Here is a 17,189-nt window from a genome sequence, read left to right as displayed (position 1 = left end):
TCAGCGTTTGGCCGCAGGTTCGAGGCTCTGGGCCAGCTCCACCAGTTGCACGAACTCGGCACGCAGCCCGAACGGATCGTCACCGCGCGCCGAGCGCGCCAACTGCGCGGTATCCTTCAAGGTCATCTGCCCAGTGTAGCGTCCATCGCCCTTGAGCTGTTGGGCGAAGGCTGCCACGGCGGCCGAGAAGCGCAGGTCGTCGCTGGTTTTGTCATTGCGCGGTGAAACGGCAATGGGATGTTCGATCAACCGGCTGCTACCGCCTTCCGCCAGCTTGTAGCGTACGCGCAACATCGCCAGTTCGCCGGACTTGCCGTCCGACTTGGACGCGTTCCCATAACGCAGCGGCTCCAACCAGCCCTGCTCTCCTTTCGGGACAATTTCATACAGCGCGGTCACTGTATGCCCAGCGCCGATCTCGCCTGCGTCGACCTTGTCATTGCTGAAATCCTCACGCTTCAACGCGCGGTTCTCATAACCCAGCAGTCGATATTCGCTGACCTGAGCGGGGTTGAACTCCACCTGCAACTTCACGTCTCGCGCTACCACCGCCAGGGTGGAGCTGAGCTGGTCCACCAGGACCTTGCGCGCTTCGAGCAGGTTGTCGATGTACGCGTAGTTACCGTCACCGGCGTCAGCCAGTTGCTCCATCAGGTGTTCGTTGTAGTTATCCACACCGAAGCCCAGTGTCGTCAGGGAGACGCCGTTTTTGCGCTGATCCACGGCCATCTGCTTGAGGCTGTCGAAATCACTGATGCCGACGTTGAAGTCACCGTCGGTGGTCAGCAGGATGCGGTTGATGCCTTTGTCGATAAAGCTCTCCCGAGCCATCTGATAGGCCAGTTCGATGCCCGAGGCACCGGCGGTCGATCCACCGGCGTTCAGTTGATCGATGGCGTTGCGGATCTTCACCTTGTCGCTACCCGAGGTGGGCTTGAGCACGACCCGGGATTCACCGGCATAGACCACCAGGGACACCCGGTCCTGATCGCGCAATTGGTCCACCAGCAATTTCAGCGTGTTCTTGACCAGCGGCAGGCCTTCGCGACGGTTCATCGAGCCGGACACATCCACCAGAAACACCAGGTTGGCCGGGGCCAGGTCTGAGACGGCGCGGTCGCTGGCCTTGATCCCGACACGCAACAACCGGGTGTGAGGGTTCCAGGGCGATGGCGCGATTTCGGTGGTCACGCCAAAGGGCGAACCGTCGGTGGGCAACGCGTAGTGGTAAGGAAAGTAGTTGACCATTTCCTCCAACCGCACAGCGCCCTCAGGCGGCAGGCTGCCCTGGTTGAGGAAACGTCGCACGTTGGCATAGCTGCCGGTATCGACATCCACGCTGAAGGTCGAGACCGGTGTCTCGGCGACGCTGTGGACAGGATTTTCCGGCAGCTTCTCGTACTGTTCGCGCGGCTCGCTGCGGTAATCATTGGAGGCAACATCGCCCATCGGCGCAGGCATTGATGCCGGCGCGGCCATGCGCTTGGCCATAGTCTGGCGCACGTAGGCGATCTCCCCTTGCGGCGCGACGATGGGCGCCGCCGCCACCGGTTCGGCCGGCTTGGCAGCTTCACGGGACGAAGACAACCCACAACCGGCCAACGCCACCAGCAGCGTGACGGCAAAGCCCTGGGTGGCAGGACGCATATACGAAAGCGGACGGGACATGGGCTGAACCTCGTGAGTGGAAGATCCGTTCACAAGGTCAGACGCAAGAGATCAGTGGTTCGGGTTAACGACCAGAAAATTTTCATGCCCTGGTCCCCTCAGCGGCGGCAAATAGCATCAGCGAGACGGAATGGCCCGCAGGTCATCGGCGATGAAACGGCTCAGCTGGCTGGTGTAGTACTCCTCGACATCGGAATTGCCCCGTTTCGTGAGGGCACCAGCGATGCCTTTCATGGCGTGAAATTGCCCGATCGCGCCGGCCGGCATCAGCCCCTCGCGAGCCTGGGTGAAATGCAGCACCTCGGCGCCGGCCTTCTTCACCTAAACCTGGTAACTGAAGTCGACACTGGCAAGGTACGTACCGTCGGCAACGATACTGTTCATCAAACCACCTTGGGTGTCCTGGACACGGCGGGCGTAGACGGCGTTGATATCCAGCAGGTAGTCAGCGCTTTCCTTGCTGGAAGCGTAGCGATTGCCGTCGAGCAAGCGCACGATCAGGTTTCACAGGCCAAAGAGGGCCGCAGGATCTTTGCATGCCGCCTCGGAAAATAAGCCGCCGCCGCTACTCCCACCGCGCCCATCACCACGCAATACACCACGCACACCCACGGGCTCCACGGCACCAGCGCAATCAACAACAACGGCGTCATGCTGGCCCAGAGTGCATAAGCGATGTTGTAGGTGAAGGAGATACCGGACACGCGAATCTTCGGCGGGAACAGGCTGATCATCACCGAAGGCACCGCGCCGACCACGCCGCAACCCAGGCCGGCCACGGCGTAGGCCAGGCCCAGCCAGTCGCTGCCGCTGATCAGGCTGGCATAGAGCACGGCGATGCCCAGCGGCAACAGCAGGCTGTAGAGCATGACGGTGCGCCAGGCGCCGATGCGGTCGACGACGAGGCCGGCCAGGACGCAGCCGATGTTCAGGAAAACGATGCCGAGGCTGCTCAGGGCAAACGTGTGGCTGGGGGTCAGGCCGAAGCTTTTCTGCATCACTGTGGGGGTGATGACCACAAAGACCACCACGGCGGAAGTCAGTACGCAGGTAAGAATGGCGGCGGGCAGCAACGCATGTCGATGGTCGCGCAAAACCGTGCGCAGCGGCAGCTCCGTCGCGCCTTCGCGATTGGCTTGCAGGGCCATGAAGATCGGCGTTTCACTCAGCCAGCGGCGCAGCCAGACGCCGATCACGCCGAATACCCCGCCCAGCAGGAACGGCAAGCGCCACGCGTAGTCGAGGATTTCGGTCGGGGTGAAGATCCGCGCCAGCGCCGTGGCGGTCAAGGCGCCGAGCAAGTAGCCGAAGGTCAGGCCCGCCTGGAGAAAGCCCAAGGCATAGCCGCGATGCCGCAACGGCGCGTGTTCGGCCACGAACACCCAGGCACTCGGCACCTCCCCGCCCACCGCCGCGCCTTGCAGGATGCGCAGCGCCAACAACAGCAACGGGGCGAAATAGCCGATTTGCGCATAGGTCGGCAGTACACCGATGAGCAGACACGGCAACGCCATCATCAGAATGCTCAGGCTGAAGACACGCTTGCGGCCCAGGCGATCGGCAAAGTGCGCCATGAGTATCCCGCCCAGGGGACGCGCCAGATAGCCAGTCGCGAAAATCCCGAAGCTCTGTAGCAGGCGCAGCCACTCGGGCATTTCCGGCGGGAAGAACAGTTGGCTGAGGGTCAGGGCGAAAAAAACGAAAATGATGAAGTCGTAGATTTCCAGCGCGCCGCCGAGGGCGGCGAGGCCCAGGGTCTTGTAGTCGGAGCGGCTGAACCGCGCGCCTGGCAAATGATGGGTGGCAGTCATAGGCATGTTTGGAAAAATGGTTGGAAGAAGGCGTCGGATCAGGCAGCGGGACCCTTGCCCACGGGCTGCGCCGACGGTTGGCCTGGCTCGGCGTCTACGGCCTCGTCAGCAGGCAGAAAATCCTTGCGGCTCTGGGCGATGGCCCGGCGTATTTCGTCGCCCTTGGTGGGGCAGTTCTTGAGGCGGGCGATGCCGTCGGTTTGCTGCGTCATCGCCATCCTCCGGTATGAGTGAACAGGCGCCGATAGTGCTCGCTTTTGGCGCTCGATGCCAACTTACGTGACGATTGGGGCTGCCGGTCAGCGGTGGTAGCGGCGCACCACGCTGCTGTTGCGCAGTACGTGGCCTTTGAGTTTTTCCATCAACTGGGCGCGTGTGAGGCCGGCGGGCAATGCGTCGGGTGGCAGGTCCAGGGCGAATATCTGGATCAGGTAGTGATGAGCGCTGTCGCCAACGGGTGGGCACGGACCGATGTAGCCGTGCGTATTCTTGCTGTTGATGCCGCTCATGCCTTCCAGGGTGGATTTGGTGCCCACTCCCGCCGGGATCTGTCGGGTGCTGGCCTTGATCCCGTAATGGACCCAGTGGTCGACGCCCTGCCCGCGCTGGCCGTCGGGATCGAGCATGACGATGGCATAGCTGAGGGTGCCAGGCGGGCCGGCGTTCCAGCTCAGCGCCGGAGAAATATTCTTGCCGCCGCAGGTGTTCGCGTCGCTCGCGGCGGCGGCAGTGAAGAGGCGGTCGTCCGACACACCGGGAATGCTCAGGGTGAAACGCTCTTCGGCCTGGACAACCCCTTGCGCGCACAGCACGAGGGTGACGGCCGCGAGCCAGGAGGAAAGGGAGGTCAATCGAGTCATACCGGGCACCTTAATTCGATTCAGGCCATGGACGGCCTGCGAACTATAGCCGCAGCGCCGGCCCGGTTGCAGTGACAATTATGCTGAACCTCGTTGCACTCCCCTGACTCGAACGGGAAACGCCTGTCGGAGAACGACCATGCCCATGCATCAAGTCGCCCGCCTCGCTGATGTGCGAGAGGACCGCGGCCTCGAAGTGACCCTCAACGAAACACCCATTCTGCTGCTGCGGGCTGGCGGACAGGTCCGAGCCTTCCAAGGCAAATGCCCGCATGCCGGGGCGCCGCTGGCCGAGGGCGCGGTGTGTCACGGCAGGCTGATCTGCCCGTGGCACAAGGCCGCGTTCCGTGCCGAAGACGGCGCTCTGTGCGAGCCGCCGGCCCTCGACAGCCTGCAGCGTTATCACGTCGAGCTGCGGGGCGATGAAGTATGGGTCGATGAGCAACCACTGCCAGCCGAAAAAATCCCTCCCGCCGATGACCCGCGCACCTTCGTCATCGTCGGCGCCGGAGCGGCCGGCACGGCTTGCGCGGCGGCGCTGCGCGAGAAGGGTTTCGGTGGCCGGATCCAGATGATCGACCGCGAAGCCGAGGCCGGTTATGACCGCACCGTACTGAGCAAATACGTGTTGGCCGGCGACATGGCCGCGGAAAAGACGCCGGCCTTGCGCGATGAAACCTACTTCACCCGGCAACGCATCGAAAGGCGCAACGGCGAAGTGGCCGGTCTCGACATCAGCGCGCGCCAGATTCATCTCGCCGACGGTCAACGCCTGGACTATGACGCACTGCTCATCGCCACCGGTGGAGTGCCCAGGACGCCAGACATGCCGGGCCTCGACTTGCCCAATGTGCTCACCCTGCGCTCTTTGGCCGATACCCGGCAAATCCTCGACCATGCCCAGCCGGGGCAGCGAGCGGTGATTATCGGCGACAGCTTCATCGCCATGGAAGTCGCCTCGTCCCTGCGCAAACGTGAACTGAGCGTGACCGTCCTGGCCCGCCACCCGGTCCCGTTCGCCGCGCAGTTTGGCGACAGCATCGGCAAGGCGATCCTGGCCCGACACCGGGCCAATGGTGTGGTCTATCACAGCGAGGGCGAAGCGGCGCGGATCGAAGGTGCGGAAAAGGTTGAAGCCGTGGTGCTGGATAACGGTCAGCGTTTCGCGGCGGACCTGGTCATCATCGGTGTCGGCGTGCGCCCGGCGACCGAGCCGTTCGCCGATCTGCCACGGGAAAAAGATCAATCATTGATCGCTGACGACGGCATGCGCGTCGCCGATGGCGTCTGGGCCGTTGGCGATATCGCCACCTTTCCCCTCAACGGCCAACCCCGGCGCATCGAACATTGGCGCCTGGCCCAGCAACAGGCACGCATCGCCGCGACGAACATGCTCGGCGGGGAGGAACACTACCTGGATGTGCCGTTCTTCTGGACGTACCACTTCGGCAAACGCTACGACTACCTCGGCCATGCCGAGGAATGGGACGAGGTGCAATTCAAGGGCACGCCTGAGCATCCTCCGTTCATCGCTCTGCTCGGCAAGGACGGTCTCGTTGCCGCCGTCGTGGCCTGCGATGAAGGCCGGGCCATGGCGGCGCTGGCCCAGCGCATGAAGCAACCGCTGTCGGTGGATGAGGCCTGGCGGCTGGTCCGGGATTTTTCGGTGTAGCTTGTCTTGAAGACAATATAAAACCTGTGGTGTTTTGCGTTGACTACGCAGGGCGATCAGCCGGCAGATGAATCACCTGCGGCCGGTCCAGCGGTGCCAGGGGCGGCGGTTGCAAGTCCGGGCTCAGCAGATGGAAGTGCGGCACTACGTGGCTGATGTCGCCATCCGGGTTGTTATGGATGATTTTGGAGCCAGGCTGGCGCAACGTTTCCAGTCGTTCGTCAGTCAGCTTGAAACTTGCGCTCAGGCCTTGGTCATCCACCGCAGGCCTCGGCAGCCGACGCTGGGCGAAGCTGCGGCTTTTGCGCTGTTGGTAACGCGCCCAGGTAATCAGGATGATTGCGTTGACCAGCGCGATCCAGCCATAGATCTGCAAGGTTCCCAGGGTATCGAACAACGAACCACCCAGGCGCGGCCCGGCATGGCTGTCGAACAACGGCCAGAGCCCGTTGACCAGCAGATACAACAGCCCAACCCACGCCAGCACGGTGAAAAGCACATCGATGACCACCAGAAAAGGCCGCTGCCGGGTCCTGATAATTTTCATCGGATCACTTCCTCTTCTTCGTCATCGAACGGCTTGATCCCGCGATCCGGGCTGACCCAGCGCGCACGTTTCTGATGCTGCCCGAACAGCACCTTGGGGAAACTCACCAGGGTGGTGAACAGGCTGATCAACCAGAACACCAACGGGTACCAGACCACCCAGAACATGATGTGCCACAGGCCTTTTTCGTAGCGACGGTCGATCAGGATGCTCACCGCGAATTGCATCAGGCACACCACCGCCAGCAACAGCCCGGTAAAGGCCGGCGGCATGAGGTGGTCCACCGCGATGGCGGCGGGCATCTCGATGAATTTGCCGGCGCCCCAGAAGATCACCGACAGCAGGAAGGTGAAGGCCCAACCGGTGGACAGGCAGTATTCGAACAGCAGCGGCCACAGGTAACGGTGGCGGTATTGCCAGATGCCGCGGATGTTCTTGAACAGCACTTCGGCACCGCCCTGGGCCCAGCGCAGCCGTTGCCGCCACAGGCCGCGCAGGGTTTCGGGCATGAGGATCCAGCACAACGCACGGGGTTCGTAGAAGATGCTCCAGTGGTCCAGTTGCAGCTTCCAGCTGATGTCGATGTCCTCGGTGATCATGTCCGGGCTCCAGTAGCCGACCCGGTGCAGCGCCGTGCGACGGAAGGCGACGATCACACCGGACACTGTGAAGATCCGTCCGAAGACCCGCTGGGTACGCTTGATCAAGCCGATGATCGAGGAAAACTCACCGACCTGGACCCGACCCACCAATGTTGAACGGGTGCGAATGCGCGGGTTGCCCGTCACCGCGCCGAGGCGGGCGTTGTCGAGCATCGGCGCCACCAGGTAGGCGCAGGTATTCGGTGCCAGCAGCGCGTCGCCGTCAATGCACACCAGGTATTCGCTGCGTGCAGCGATGGCGCCCATGCGCAGGGCTACGGCCTTGCCCTGGTTTTCCGCCAGGTGCAGCACACGCAAGCGCGAGTCTTCGGCCGCCAGTCGGTCCAGCACCTCGGCGGTGTTGTCCTTGGAGCCGTCGTTGATGGCGATCACCTCGATGTTCGGATAGTGCTGGCCCAGCGCTGCGTGAATCGTGTCGGCAACGTTGTCGCCTTCGTTGAAGCACGGGATCAGGATGCTGATCAGCGGTTCGCCGGCCAGGGGCGGCGGCAAGGTGTCGTCTTTCCACGGCCAGTGGCGCTCCCAGTGCAGCCAGAAATACAGGCCGCCGGCGATCCACAGCCCGGACATGAACAGCGGGTAGAAGAACACGAAGTCCATCAGGAATTGCCCAGTGACCAGGAAGATCAGGCCGAGGGGCACCCCAAGGACGATCGCCAGCACCAGGACGGCGAGCAGTCTGTCGAGCATGTCAAGGATTCCACTTGTTGGAGAGCGCAGGCCGCACGGCTTTCACGGCAGGCTGGTCTTCGATGAAGTTGTCCGGGTAGTAGCCGAAACTGGTCACGCCCTGGCGCTTGAGTCGCCCCATCCAGTCGGCCAGTTGTTCACCTTCGATATCGGCCACCGGCTTGCTGTGCCAGTCGCGCGCTTGCAATTCGAATACCGTGCGCTTGAGCGCACCGGGGCGAGCCTTGACGGTTTCCACCAGCCGTTCGAGCCAGGGCCCGGATTGCTCGCGGGTCTGTTTTTCCATCAATGGCATGGCCATCGGAGCCGTCCAATCGTAGGCGCCGAGGAAGTCATCGAGGTTCTGAGCGAACCAGGCCTCGCTCTGCGGGTTGAGCATCGGCTCGGCAAAGATATTGCGCGCCGTGCGCAGCTCCGGACCACGAATTGCCCGGACCTTGGCCGTGAGCTCAGCGGTGAAGTCGATCAGGTAGCGGCTCTTGAAACGGGTCCAGCGCTGCATGGCCGCCGGGTCGTCGCGCAGGGCGGCGATGGAGGTCGGCAAGCCGTTGGCCGCGTAGACTTTCATCGCGGCGGGACCGGCGTCCTCGAAGTCGGAGAACACCGCGTCGTCATGGTACAGAACGCCGTCCACCGAGCTCATCCGCGCCAGGTCTTGGTAGATTTCGCCGATGACCTTGCGCACGTTCGGGTCGAAGGGCGACAGGCGTACGTACTGGTCCGGGGCGACGCCAATCTTGCCGGTTTCAGGATCCCAGCGCTGTACACGCGGCAACTTCGGGTCCAGGGCAAAACTGAGCACCGGCATCCAGGCATACACCTTCACGTTGGCCCGGGTGCGCAATTGCCATGCGACCCGATCGAACAGATCGGCGCGTACCGGCAGATGCCGATTGGGGAAGTACAGCGAATGGACCAGGCCATCGCCCTTCGGGTCGGCAAAAGCTTGCAGGAAGACAGTGTTCGCGCCGAGATCGTAGATACGCTGGACCAGCTTGCCGACGTTGGCCTCCTGCTGCACGGGGTCCGGATCGTAGACGTAATCCAGGTCGACGTGGACCACCCGCATCGGGTCCATGGTCTGCACCGAGACGATGCTTTCGGCGAAGTGAGCGCCGTCCGGATCGGAAGCCACCAGAAAGCGCGGGCCGCTCATCAGGTTATCGAGGCTGTCGAGGCCGTCTTCCAGGGTCAGGGCCATCTGGTAGCCCTGGCTGCCAATCACCTGCAACGCGGTGCCGTCCGCCTCGCCGTATGGCCAGACCCAGACGCGCGGACTGTAGCCGGTGACTTTGCGGATCTTCTCGGAAATGGCTGCCACATCCTTGCGCAGACGCGCCTGGAAATCGGCTTCCGCTTCATAACGACCGGTAGCCGGATCGTAGCGCCGCGTGGTCGCCGCCGGCTGCTGGTTGCCTTGCGGGTTGGCGAGTACGCCTTTGTGATTGGCGTCGGTGTGGGCGGCGATTTCCACCAGGCCCGATTTCGACACCTCGCGAATCTGCTCCCAGGTCAGGAACTCGGAACGCTTGCGCGGCACCCCGGCAAAATCCACCGGTTGATTCAGCGGCGTGTCGATCCAACTGCCGACCGGAGCAAGGATGGCCGGCCAGTTGTAGGCGCGCAGGATGGGCATGACGCGGGTGTAAAAGCTTGAGTAGCCGTCGTCGAAACTCAGCAGTACTGCGCGCGGTGGCAGTTCGGGCCCGCCGTTGCGGGCAGCGATGATCTGATCGATCGTGACCGGCTGATAATTGTTTTCCCGCAGCCAGGCCAATTGCTCGATCAGGCGCTCGGTGCGCACGGCCACCAAGGCTTGGTCAGGGTCGCGGTCTTCGACGTCGTGGTAGGCAATACCAAGCACGTGGTTTTTCGGCCATGGCGCATCGTTGGCCATCACCGGCCGTTGCGAAGGCGGGGCAAATGCCGGGGCCTGCTGGGCACAAGCGCTGATCAGCAAGACTCCCAGCAGAAGGATGAATCGCGAAATGACGGGCATTTTCAAACTCTTCTAGAAGCGGTAGGTGAGGTCGACAAGCAGGCGCAGATCGCTTTCACGATCGCCGTCGTAAGGGCGGTTGAGCCAGCTCAGCGCGGCCCCGGCTTCAAGCACATCGTTCCAGAGCAGACGCTGGCCGTAGCTGAGCAACCCCATGGCGCCGGTGCTGTAGTCACTCTGGCTGTAAGTGCCGGCACCCGCCTGGAACTGCTGGCTCCAGGTGGTTTCGTAGCGGCGATACAGCACGTGATTGGCGCTCACGGTCGGCATGACACTGAAGTCCGATTTCGGATTGAAGTACGGCACTTCATTGGCGCCGCTGTTACGACTGGCACCGACTTCCAGGCCCAGCTCCACTTGTAGCCTCGGAGCGCTGTAGATGCCCTCGCGGCCGGTCAGCAAGGTCTCGAGGCGGTTGTTGCCATCGCTGAAGTGGGACGGGCTGACAGCCAGCCGCCACTCGCGTCTTTCATTGGCACGCCAGCGGACGAAACCGCTTCCACCATTGGCGCGAATCCCGCTGTTGAGAGCCCGCAACGGAGTGTTGGCCGAGAGGTAGTCCAGGCTGCCGCCGTACTGCCAGTGATCATTGATGTCCCGGGCCACGGCTACTCGCGCGCCCTGTTTGTCACCGGAACCATACGAATGGTTGGAGACTTCCGCCTCCAGGGTCATGTCGCGGGTGCGCCGCTCCACTCCCAGGCGCTGCCAGCGATGGTGGCCGGTGCCTTCCTCGAAGTCGCCGGTTGCGTAACCGGCACCGCCGAACAGCCGCCAGTCTTCATCGATGGGCGGGCTGTAGAGCAAGGTTTCGACACCGAAATCACGGCTGCCGGTCACCGCGCCAGCGTCACCATTGCCGCCACCGTAGCTCTTGCCGGTGTAGGCCTCGATGCGCAGTTCAGCCATGTCATGGACGTCACGCTGGCGTTGCAGGCGCTTGACGTGAGCGTTCTCGGGATAGCGGGCGACGACGTCATCGGTAAGCGCATCCATTTGCCGCCATTCCTGCAGATCCATGGCGGCGCGAGCCTGGGCAACTTCCAAGTCGCGATTGCGCGGCGTTGTGGCCTCGACTTCCTTGAGCAGGCTTTCTGAACGCCGCGGCCAGTCACGTGCCTGGTACAGATCGGCCTGGGCCAGGCGCAAGCCGATATTGCCGGGCCCGTGGTAGACCAGAGCGTCCAGGCGCGCCTCGGCGGTAGGCAGATCGGCGCCGTAGGTACCTGCCTGAGCGGCCAGGAGCTGCGCGTCCATCCATTCGTCGTTGGGATTACCGATCGGCAGCCCCTTGAGTTCCACGCGGGCCGGCTGTGCTTTCGCCAGGTCTTCGGCCAGTGCGCGGGCCTCCTCGGATTTTTCGCTTTCCAGCAAGGCGTAGTAGAGCGCAGTGCTGTCTTCGAAGCGGTCCGCAGGATCTGCATCCGGTGCAATCAGCACGCGGCGGTACAGATCGACGGCGATCTCCGGTTCACGTTGCTCCAGATAGGAAGAAGCCACCCAGCGCAGCGCGTAGGTTGGAATGCTGACCCCTTCAGCGACCAGCTTCTGGTACTCGGCGATCACCTCGGCCCGGCGAGCCCGGGCGTTGAGGGCGCCCATGCGGTCGATCCGCCAGCGCAAGACATCATCGTGGGCCTCGGCCACCGGAGTCCAGGTGGCGAGCAGTTTGTCGTAGTCCGCCAGCGCGCGATCGGCAATGACAAAACGTTCTGTTTCGCTGCGACTGGCCATATCCGCCAGGCGCACCCGCTCGGCCGCCACATCGCCTTCGAGCCTGCGCTGCACGCCACGATCGATCAGGCCGGGCTGAAGCCGGGCCAGGCGCAGGGCCGGCTCAGGCAAACGGGCGCGTTGCAGGGCGTAGACGTACTCGCGGGCGACTTCAGGCTTGTTGCTGCCGGCACGGGTGAAAGCCTGGTCGTATTCGAAAAGCGCTTCGTGGGGATTGTCCGCACGCGTCAGCGCATAACCCAAGGCCAACCGGCGCATCGGATCTTCTGGCTTGGCCGCAACGAGGGCCCTGGCGCGGCTGACGGCTTCATCTGGCTTGCCGGCATCGGCCTGGGTCAAGGCCAGACCCAGTTGCAGATCGGGGTTCTGCGGATCTATCGCCAACGCCCGGCGATACAACTCGACCGCCGGATCCCAGCGCTTGAGGTTGCGATAGGAGCGAGCAGCTGCGGTCAGCGCCTGAACCGGAAGGTCGCGGTAGCGGCCCTGGGTTTCGTAGACTTTCACCACCTCGGCATCAAGACCGGCCCAACTGGCGATCTGCAGATGGTCACTGATCTGTGCGGCGCTGGCCTGGCCAACCGGCACCTGGCGCAATACGGACAACGCGGGCGTGTAATGCCCCGCGCGGGCGTCGAGCACCATCTGGTCATAAGCGGTATCGGCAAACGCCGCCACCGACCAGCACAATTGGCTGCACAGCGCGACGCGAAACAACGGGCGCAAACCGAATTGAATAAGAGGACCCACAGTACGCGGCATTCGTCAGCATCCTTACATGGCCAGCCGGGTCGCAGTGCCCCCTTGCCCATCAAACAGAAGGCCGGATCAAAGGAACCCAGCCAAGCTCTAACGGGCCTAGTTTTGCACTCCGTGGCGGGTCATCTTCCAGATCGCCATAATTCTTCAGAATCCATGCAGATTTCAGCGCGGCATTTTCAACGGACAAAAAAAAACCGGCCCGTGCACAGGGCACGGACCGGTCTTCAGATGTTGCCTGGGACGGGTTACTGAATGGCGACGCCACCGCCCAGCTTGTTCATCACAAACGCGGTGAACTGTTCAACGGTCATCTTCTGGCCGTTGAAATCGACCTGATTGTTGGCGTAGTGCAGATTGGTAACCACATCATTGCCTTCAAGCTTCGCCAGCTCCGTGCCTACCGCCATGGCGCTGAACATATCGCTGGTGGCAGTCGCCTGGTCGGCGATCAGTTTTGCGTCGGTCTGGCCTTCCATCTGCGCTTGCACGGTCAGGAGATCCACCAGCATTGGCTTGGAAACCTTGACCTTGAAGTCCAGCAGAGCGAGCAACTGGCGGCCCAGCTCATCGGGTGGCAGGTCCATGGACTGCGGCTTGGCCAGATCGACAACCAGGCTCGCGCGGCTTTCGCCGTTAGCGGTATTGAACGAGAGGTTCTCCAGGGCCACTTGCGGGGCGCCAGCCAGGAGTTTTTCCAGGTCGGCTTTGACCTGCGCTTCTTCTGCCTCGGTGAGGTTCAGCTCTGGAGCCGGCTCGCCCGCTTCAGCGGCCTCGGCAGCTGCCTTTTCGTAGGGTTGCAGCTTGGCCTGGTAGACCTGCATCAGCGACATGGTGGCAGGGATGTCCAGGTTCTTCAGGCTGACCGCCATCTGTGCAGAACCGATGACCTTGTCATTGAACGACAACTCGCCGATCTTGTAATCAGCGCGTCCCGAAGCACTGGTGCCGTTCTCGGAGCTGTTGTTCTTCATCTCGAAGTTTTTCAGGCCCAATACCGATTTCGGCTCGCCGAAGGTGGTCTTGCTGCTGCTCAGCAACAGGGTGTTGTCGCCCTTGTAGTAGCCATAGGTGCTCTTGGTCAGGTTGCTGGCCAATGTCAGGCCATTGAACTCTACCTGAACCGGCGTCTGATCTTCGGCGACGGTGGTCAACTTGAAGCTGTCCATATAGCCGTCGGCCTTGATCTTCTCAGCCTGGGCGCTGGCGGCCACATCGATTTTCAGGCCGGAGAAGATCAGCTGGGATTGCTCATCCAGCTTGGTATCCAGAGGCAGCAGTTCGAACGTGCCGTTGGTGGATTGATCGTAACCGAGATTGAAGACGCCTTTGAGAGGCGATTTATCCTTGGCGGCAACGAACCACTTCTCGGTCAGCGGAGTCCGCTCCAGTTCGGTGTGGCTGGTGGCCATGACCGGCAACCATTTGAGCGTCATCAGGCGCGAGAATGGCAGTGGACCGTGTTCGATGTTGTCAACGAACAGCAGCTCGACCGGTTCGCCGCCGAACATTTCGCCTTCACCCTTGAGACGATAACGGGCGGTACTGCTGAAGGTGCCACGGTCCAGGGAGACCAGTTCAATCGAAGCGGTGCCATTGGAACCCGCCAAAGCCGTTTGCAGTTGCTTATTGCTGTCGGCAATAGCGGTTTGCAGTACGCCTTCAAGCTTGGTGCCGGTATACCAGGCGCCACCCGCACTGATTGCACCAACAACCACAACGATTCCCAGAAGTACGTTTGCTGATTTGTTCATGAGTGATCCGATCGTGTTCCATGGTTGAAAAGAGTCGTCTTCCTTGACCCGCAAAGGGCTGTGGTACGACGCGATAAAAGTGGTGGGGAGATTAGCATCAGGCAAGTCAGCAAGCCCAATGTTTAAAGGGGAAAAAGCGTGTTCTTGAGAAATGGTCTACGAATATTCGACTTCGATCTCGTCAAGTTGATGATCGAAGGTCTTGAGGCGTGCTGTCCAGGTGTAGACCAACACTTCGAAATCTCGATTGATTACTGCCGCACCCGATGAATCGTCACGCCCATCGTAGAAGTCCAATTGATAGCGCTCCCGAGCCATCGCGTTGGCCACATCGCACAGCTCGCGGGCATTGTTGAGCCAATGCCAGTCGTCTTGCGCGACTTGCTTGTCCAAGGCGGCGCATTGAGTTTTCAGTGCCTCGAGGCTTTTCTCCAGCGGAGTGCCGGTGAGCTCACCCATGACTTCCTGAAACGTGCGTCCAGGCTGCCAATAGCTGCCCCAGAAATAACGGTCGAATACCGTTTCAACCCGGCGCAGCGCAACCTTGGTATCCCAGATCAGGACCAGTGTCTTGCCTTGCACAAGCTGCTTCTTCTTGATGCGCTGGCCTTGAAGAGAAGCCCAGGCGACGATTGCGACAGAAATGACACCGATCAGCGCAGCCGCGCTATCCAGGAAAATCAGTGCCTTGTCGATATGGTGAGTCAGCATGACGCCATAGAAGTAGGTGGCCGATAGCAGCACCAAGGCCGCGACAGCGCACCAGAAGCCGGGAGCATAAGGGTTTTTCATTATTGGAATCCCCATGACCAGTCACGTCGCGGGCTGTTGCTGCAAAGCCCGACAATCAAAGCATAGCAACGGCTTGGGGGTTTGCCGGGGGGTGGCGTCAATTAGGATGGCGATCCGATTATCGGCTCCGAAAACGACAAAACCCCTGTCTGCATTGGCAGACAGGGGTTCTGGAATTCAATCTTGACGATGACCTACTCTCACATGGGGAAACCCCACACTACCATCGGCGATGCATCGTTTCACTTCTGAGTTCGGGATGGGATCAGGTGGTTCCAATGCTCTATGGTCGTCAAGAAATTCGGTAACCAACCCGTTCAGGAACAACGTGTCGGTGAAAATCGAAGACTTCTACTAAAACAAAACCCCTACCTGCGTCAGCAGATAGGGGTTTCGGAATTTAATCTTGACGATGACCTACTCTCACATGGGGAAACCCCACACTACCATCGGCGATGCATCGTTTCACTTCTGAGTTCGGGATGGGATCAGGTGGTTCCAATGCTCTATGGTCGTCAAGAAATTCGGTAGCCAGCGCGTGCCTTGCGGTCACGTTCCAGCGAATGGGTATGCGATAGTTTGTGGGTTTTGACTCGAACTTTCGGTTCATCTCGTCTTCACACACCGCAATCTGGCGCCTTTCTCCGTTTCCAGAGCAGGATCAGCAAATTGCTTGGGTGTTATATGGTCAAGCCTCACGGGCAATTAGTACAGGTTAGCTCAACGCCTCACAGCGCTTACACACCCTGCCTATCAACGTCGTAGTCTTCGACGGCCCTTCAGGGGACTCAAGGTCCCAGTGAGATCTCATCTTGAGGCAAGTTTCCCGCTTAGATGCTTTCAGCGGTTATCTTTTCCGAACATAGCTACCCGGCAATGCCACTGGCGTGACAACCGGAACACCAGAGGTTCGTCCACTCCGGTCCTCTCGTACTAGGAGCAGCCCCTCTCAAATCTCAAACGTCCACGGCAGATAGGGACCGAACTGTCTCACGACGTTCTAAACCCAGCTCGCGTACCACTTTAAATGGCGAACAGCCATACCCTTGGGACCGGCTTCAGCCCCAGGATGTGATGAGCCGACATCGAGGTGCCAAACACCGCCGTCGATATGAACTCTTGGGCGGTATCAGCCTGTTATCCCCGGAGTACCTTTTATCCGTTGAGCGATGGCCCTTCCATACAGAACCACCGGATCACTAAGACCTACTTTCGTACCTGCTCGACGTGTCTGTCTCGCAGTCAAGCGCGCTTTTGCCTTTATACTCTACGACCGATTTCCGACCGGTCTGAGCGCACCTTCGTACTCCTCCGTTACTCTTTAGGAGGAGACCGCCCCAGTCAAACTACCCACCATACACTGTCCTCGATCCGGATAACGGACCTGAGTTAGAACCTCAAAGTTGCCAGGGTGGTATTTCAAGGTTGGCTCCACGCAGACTGGCGTCCACGCTTCAAAGCCTCCCACCTATCCTACACAAGCAAATTCAAAGTCCAGTGCAAAGCTATAGTAAAGGTTCACGGGGTCTTTCCGTCTAGCCGCGGATACACTGCATCTTCACAGCGATTTCAATTTCACTGAGTCTCGGGTGGAGACAGCGCCGCCATCGTTACGCCATTCGTGCAGGTCGGAACTTACCCGACAAGGAATTTCGCTACCTTAGGACCGTTATAGTTACGGCCGCCGTTTACCGGGGCTTCGATCAAGAGCTTCGCGTTAGCTAACCCCATCAATTAACCTTCCGGCACCGGGCAGGCGTCACACCCTATACGTCCACTTTCGTGTTTGCAGAGTGCTGTGTTTTTAATAAACAGTCGCAGCGGCCTGGTATCTTCGACCGGCGTGGGCTTACGCAGCAAGTGCTTCACCCTCACCGGCGCACCTTCTCCCGAAGTTACGGTGCCATTTTGCCTAGTTCCTTCACCCGAGTTCTCTCAAGCGCCTTGGTATTCTCTACCCAACCACCTGTGTCGGTTTGGGGTACGGTTCCTGGTTACCTGAAGCTTAGAAGCTTTTCTTGGAAGCATGGCATCAACCACTTCGTCACCCAAAGGGTAACTCGTCATCAGCTCTCGGCCTTAAGATCCCGGATTTACCTAAGATCTCAGCCTACCACCTTAAACTTGGACAACCAACGCCAAGCTGGCCTAGCCTTCTCCGTCCCTCCATCGCAATAACCAGAAGTACAGGAATATTAACCTGTTTTCCATCGACTACGCTTTTCAGCCTCGCCTTAGGGA

Annotated in this window: 13 protein-coding genes and 3 rRNA genes (1 of these 16 cut by a window edge); 1 reads left to right on the top strand and 15 read right to left on the bottom strand. The window is 60.7% G+C overall.

What is annotated here, in order from left to right; all coding sequences use genetic code 11:
• From M1E16_RS00755 to M1E16_RS00730, 6 genes are all read right to left on the bottom strand, one after another.
• Window positions 1-1,668 carry a YfbK domain-containing protein gene (locus M1E16_RS00755; RefSeq protein WP_458128963.1) on the bottom strand — a complete coding sequence of 556 codons (1,668 nt, stop codon included), beginning with the start codon at window positions 1,666-1,668 and terminating at the stop codon, window positions 1-3.
• Between the two features lie 117 nt (window positions 1,669-1,785).
• The gene (locus tag M1E16_RS00750) at window positions 1,786-1,989 is read right to left on the bottom strand and encodes a hypothetical protein (RefSeq protein WP_458128962.1); all 204 of its coding nucleotides are present in this window, start codon (window positions 1,987-1,989) and stop codon (window positions 1,786-1,788) included.
• Window positions 1,990-2,163, bottom strand: a complete 174-nt coding sequence (locus M1E16_RS00745; RefSeq protein WP_458128961.1) for a hypothetical protein — start codon at window positions 2,161-2,163, stop codon at window positions 1,990-1,992. It lies immediately after the preceding gene.
• Window positions 2,164-2,165: 2 nt separating this feature from the next.
• Entirely contained in the window at window positions 2,166-3,479 is a 1,314-nt protein-coding gene (locus tag M1E16_RS00740; protein WP_458128960.1) for an MFS transporter, read from the bottom strand.
• 38 nt (window positions 3,480-3,517) lie between these two features.
• Window positions 3,518-3,691 carry a hypothetical protein gene (locus tag M1E16_RS00735; RefSeq protein WP_434654299.1) on the bottom strand — a complete coding sequence of 58 codons (174 nt, stop codon included), beginning with the start codon at window positions 3,689-3,691 and terminating at the stop codon, window positions 3,518-3,520.
• An 87-nt stretch (window positions 3,692-3,778) separates the two neighbouring features.
• Window positions 3,779-4,339, bottom strand: a complete 561-nt coding sequence (locus M1E16_RS00730) for a YbhB/YbcL family Raf kinase inhibitor-like protein (protein WP_458128959.1) — start codon at window positions 4,337-4,339, stop codon at window positions 3,779-3,781.
• Window positions 4,340-4,478: 139 nt separating this feature from the next.
• On the opposite strand from M1E16_RS00730, the gene M1E16_RS00725 reads away from it, so the two are divergent.
• Entirely contained in the window at window positions 4,479-6,011 is a 1,533-nt protein-coding gene (locus M1E16_RS00725) for an FAD-dependent oxidoreductase (protein ID WP_458128958.1), read from the top strand.
• A gap of 43 nt (window positions 6,012-6,054) precedes the next feature.
• Here the strand turns inward: M1E16_RS00725 and pgaD are convergent, their stop codons facing one another.
• The 9 genes from pgaD to M1E16_RS00680 all read right to left on the bottom strand — a co-directional run.
• Window positions 6,055-6,558, bottom strand: a complete 504-nt coding sequence (gene pgaD / locus M1E16_RS00720; protein WP_458128957.1) for a poly-beta-1,6-N-acetyl-D-glucosamine biosynthesis protein PgaD — start codon at window positions 6,556-6,558, stop codon at window positions 6,055-6,057.
• On the bottom strand, window positions 6,555-7,910 hold the full coding sequence (gene pgaC, locus M1E16_RS00715) for a poly-beta-1,6-N-acetyl-D-glucosamine synthase (protein WP_458128956.1): 1,356 nt from the start codon (window positions 7,908-7,910) through the stop codon (window positions 6,555-6,557). The genes pgaD and pgaC overlap by 4 nt, the downstream gene beginning before the upstream one ends.
• Window position 7,911: 1 nt before the next feature.
• Window positions 7,912-9,909 (bottom strand): poly-beta-1,6-N-acetyl-D-glucosamine N-deacetylase PgaB, encoded by a 1,998-nt coding sequence (pgaB, locus tag M1E16_RS00710; RefSeq protein ID WP_458128955.1) that lies wholly within the window; start codon window positions 9,907-9,909, stop codon window positions 7,912-7,914.
• A 12-nt stretch (window positions 9,910-9,921) separates the two neighbouring features.
• Window positions 9,922-12,405, bottom strand: a complete 2,484-nt coding sequence (gene pgaA, locus M1E16_RS00705) for a poly-beta-1,6 N-acetyl-D-glucosamine export porin PgaA (RefSeq protein WP_458128954.1) — start codon at window positions 12,403-12,405, stop codon at window positions 9,922-9,924.
• A gap of 245 nt (window positions 12,406-12,650) precedes the next feature.
• Window positions 12,651-14,156 carry a YdgA family protein gene (locus tag M1E16_RS00700; protein WP_458128953.1) on the bottom strand — a complete coding sequence of 502 codons (1,506 nt, stop codon included), beginning with the start codon at window positions 14,154-14,156 and terminating at the stop codon, window positions 12,651-12,653.
• Window positions 14,157-14,312: 156 nt separating this feature from the next.
• Entirely contained in the window at window positions 14,313-14,948 is a 636-nt protein-coding gene (locus M1E16_RS00695; RefSeq protein ID WP_434699226.1) for an NADH:ubiquinone oxidoreductase subunit N, read from the bottom strand.
• A 181-nt stretch (window positions 14,949-15,129) separates the two neighbouring features.
• Window positions 15,130-15,245, bottom strand: a 5S ribosomal RNA gene (rrf, locus tag M1E16_RS00690).
• Between the two features lie 107 nt (window positions 15,246-15,352).
• Window positions 15,353-15,468, bottom strand: a 5S ribosomal RNA gene (rrf, locus tag M1E16_RS00685).
• A 164-nt stretch (window positions 15,469-15,632) separates the two neighbouring features.
• A 23S ribosomal RNA gene (locus M1E16_RS00680) occupies window positions 15,633-17,189 on the bottom strand; it runs 1,335 nt beyond the window's last position.

This window comes from Pseudomonas sp. Z2-11, from assembly GCF_054161305.1.
The sequence above is the reverse complement of the archived record's forward strand: the minus strand, read 5'-3'. Positions and strand labels throughout refer to the sequence as shown.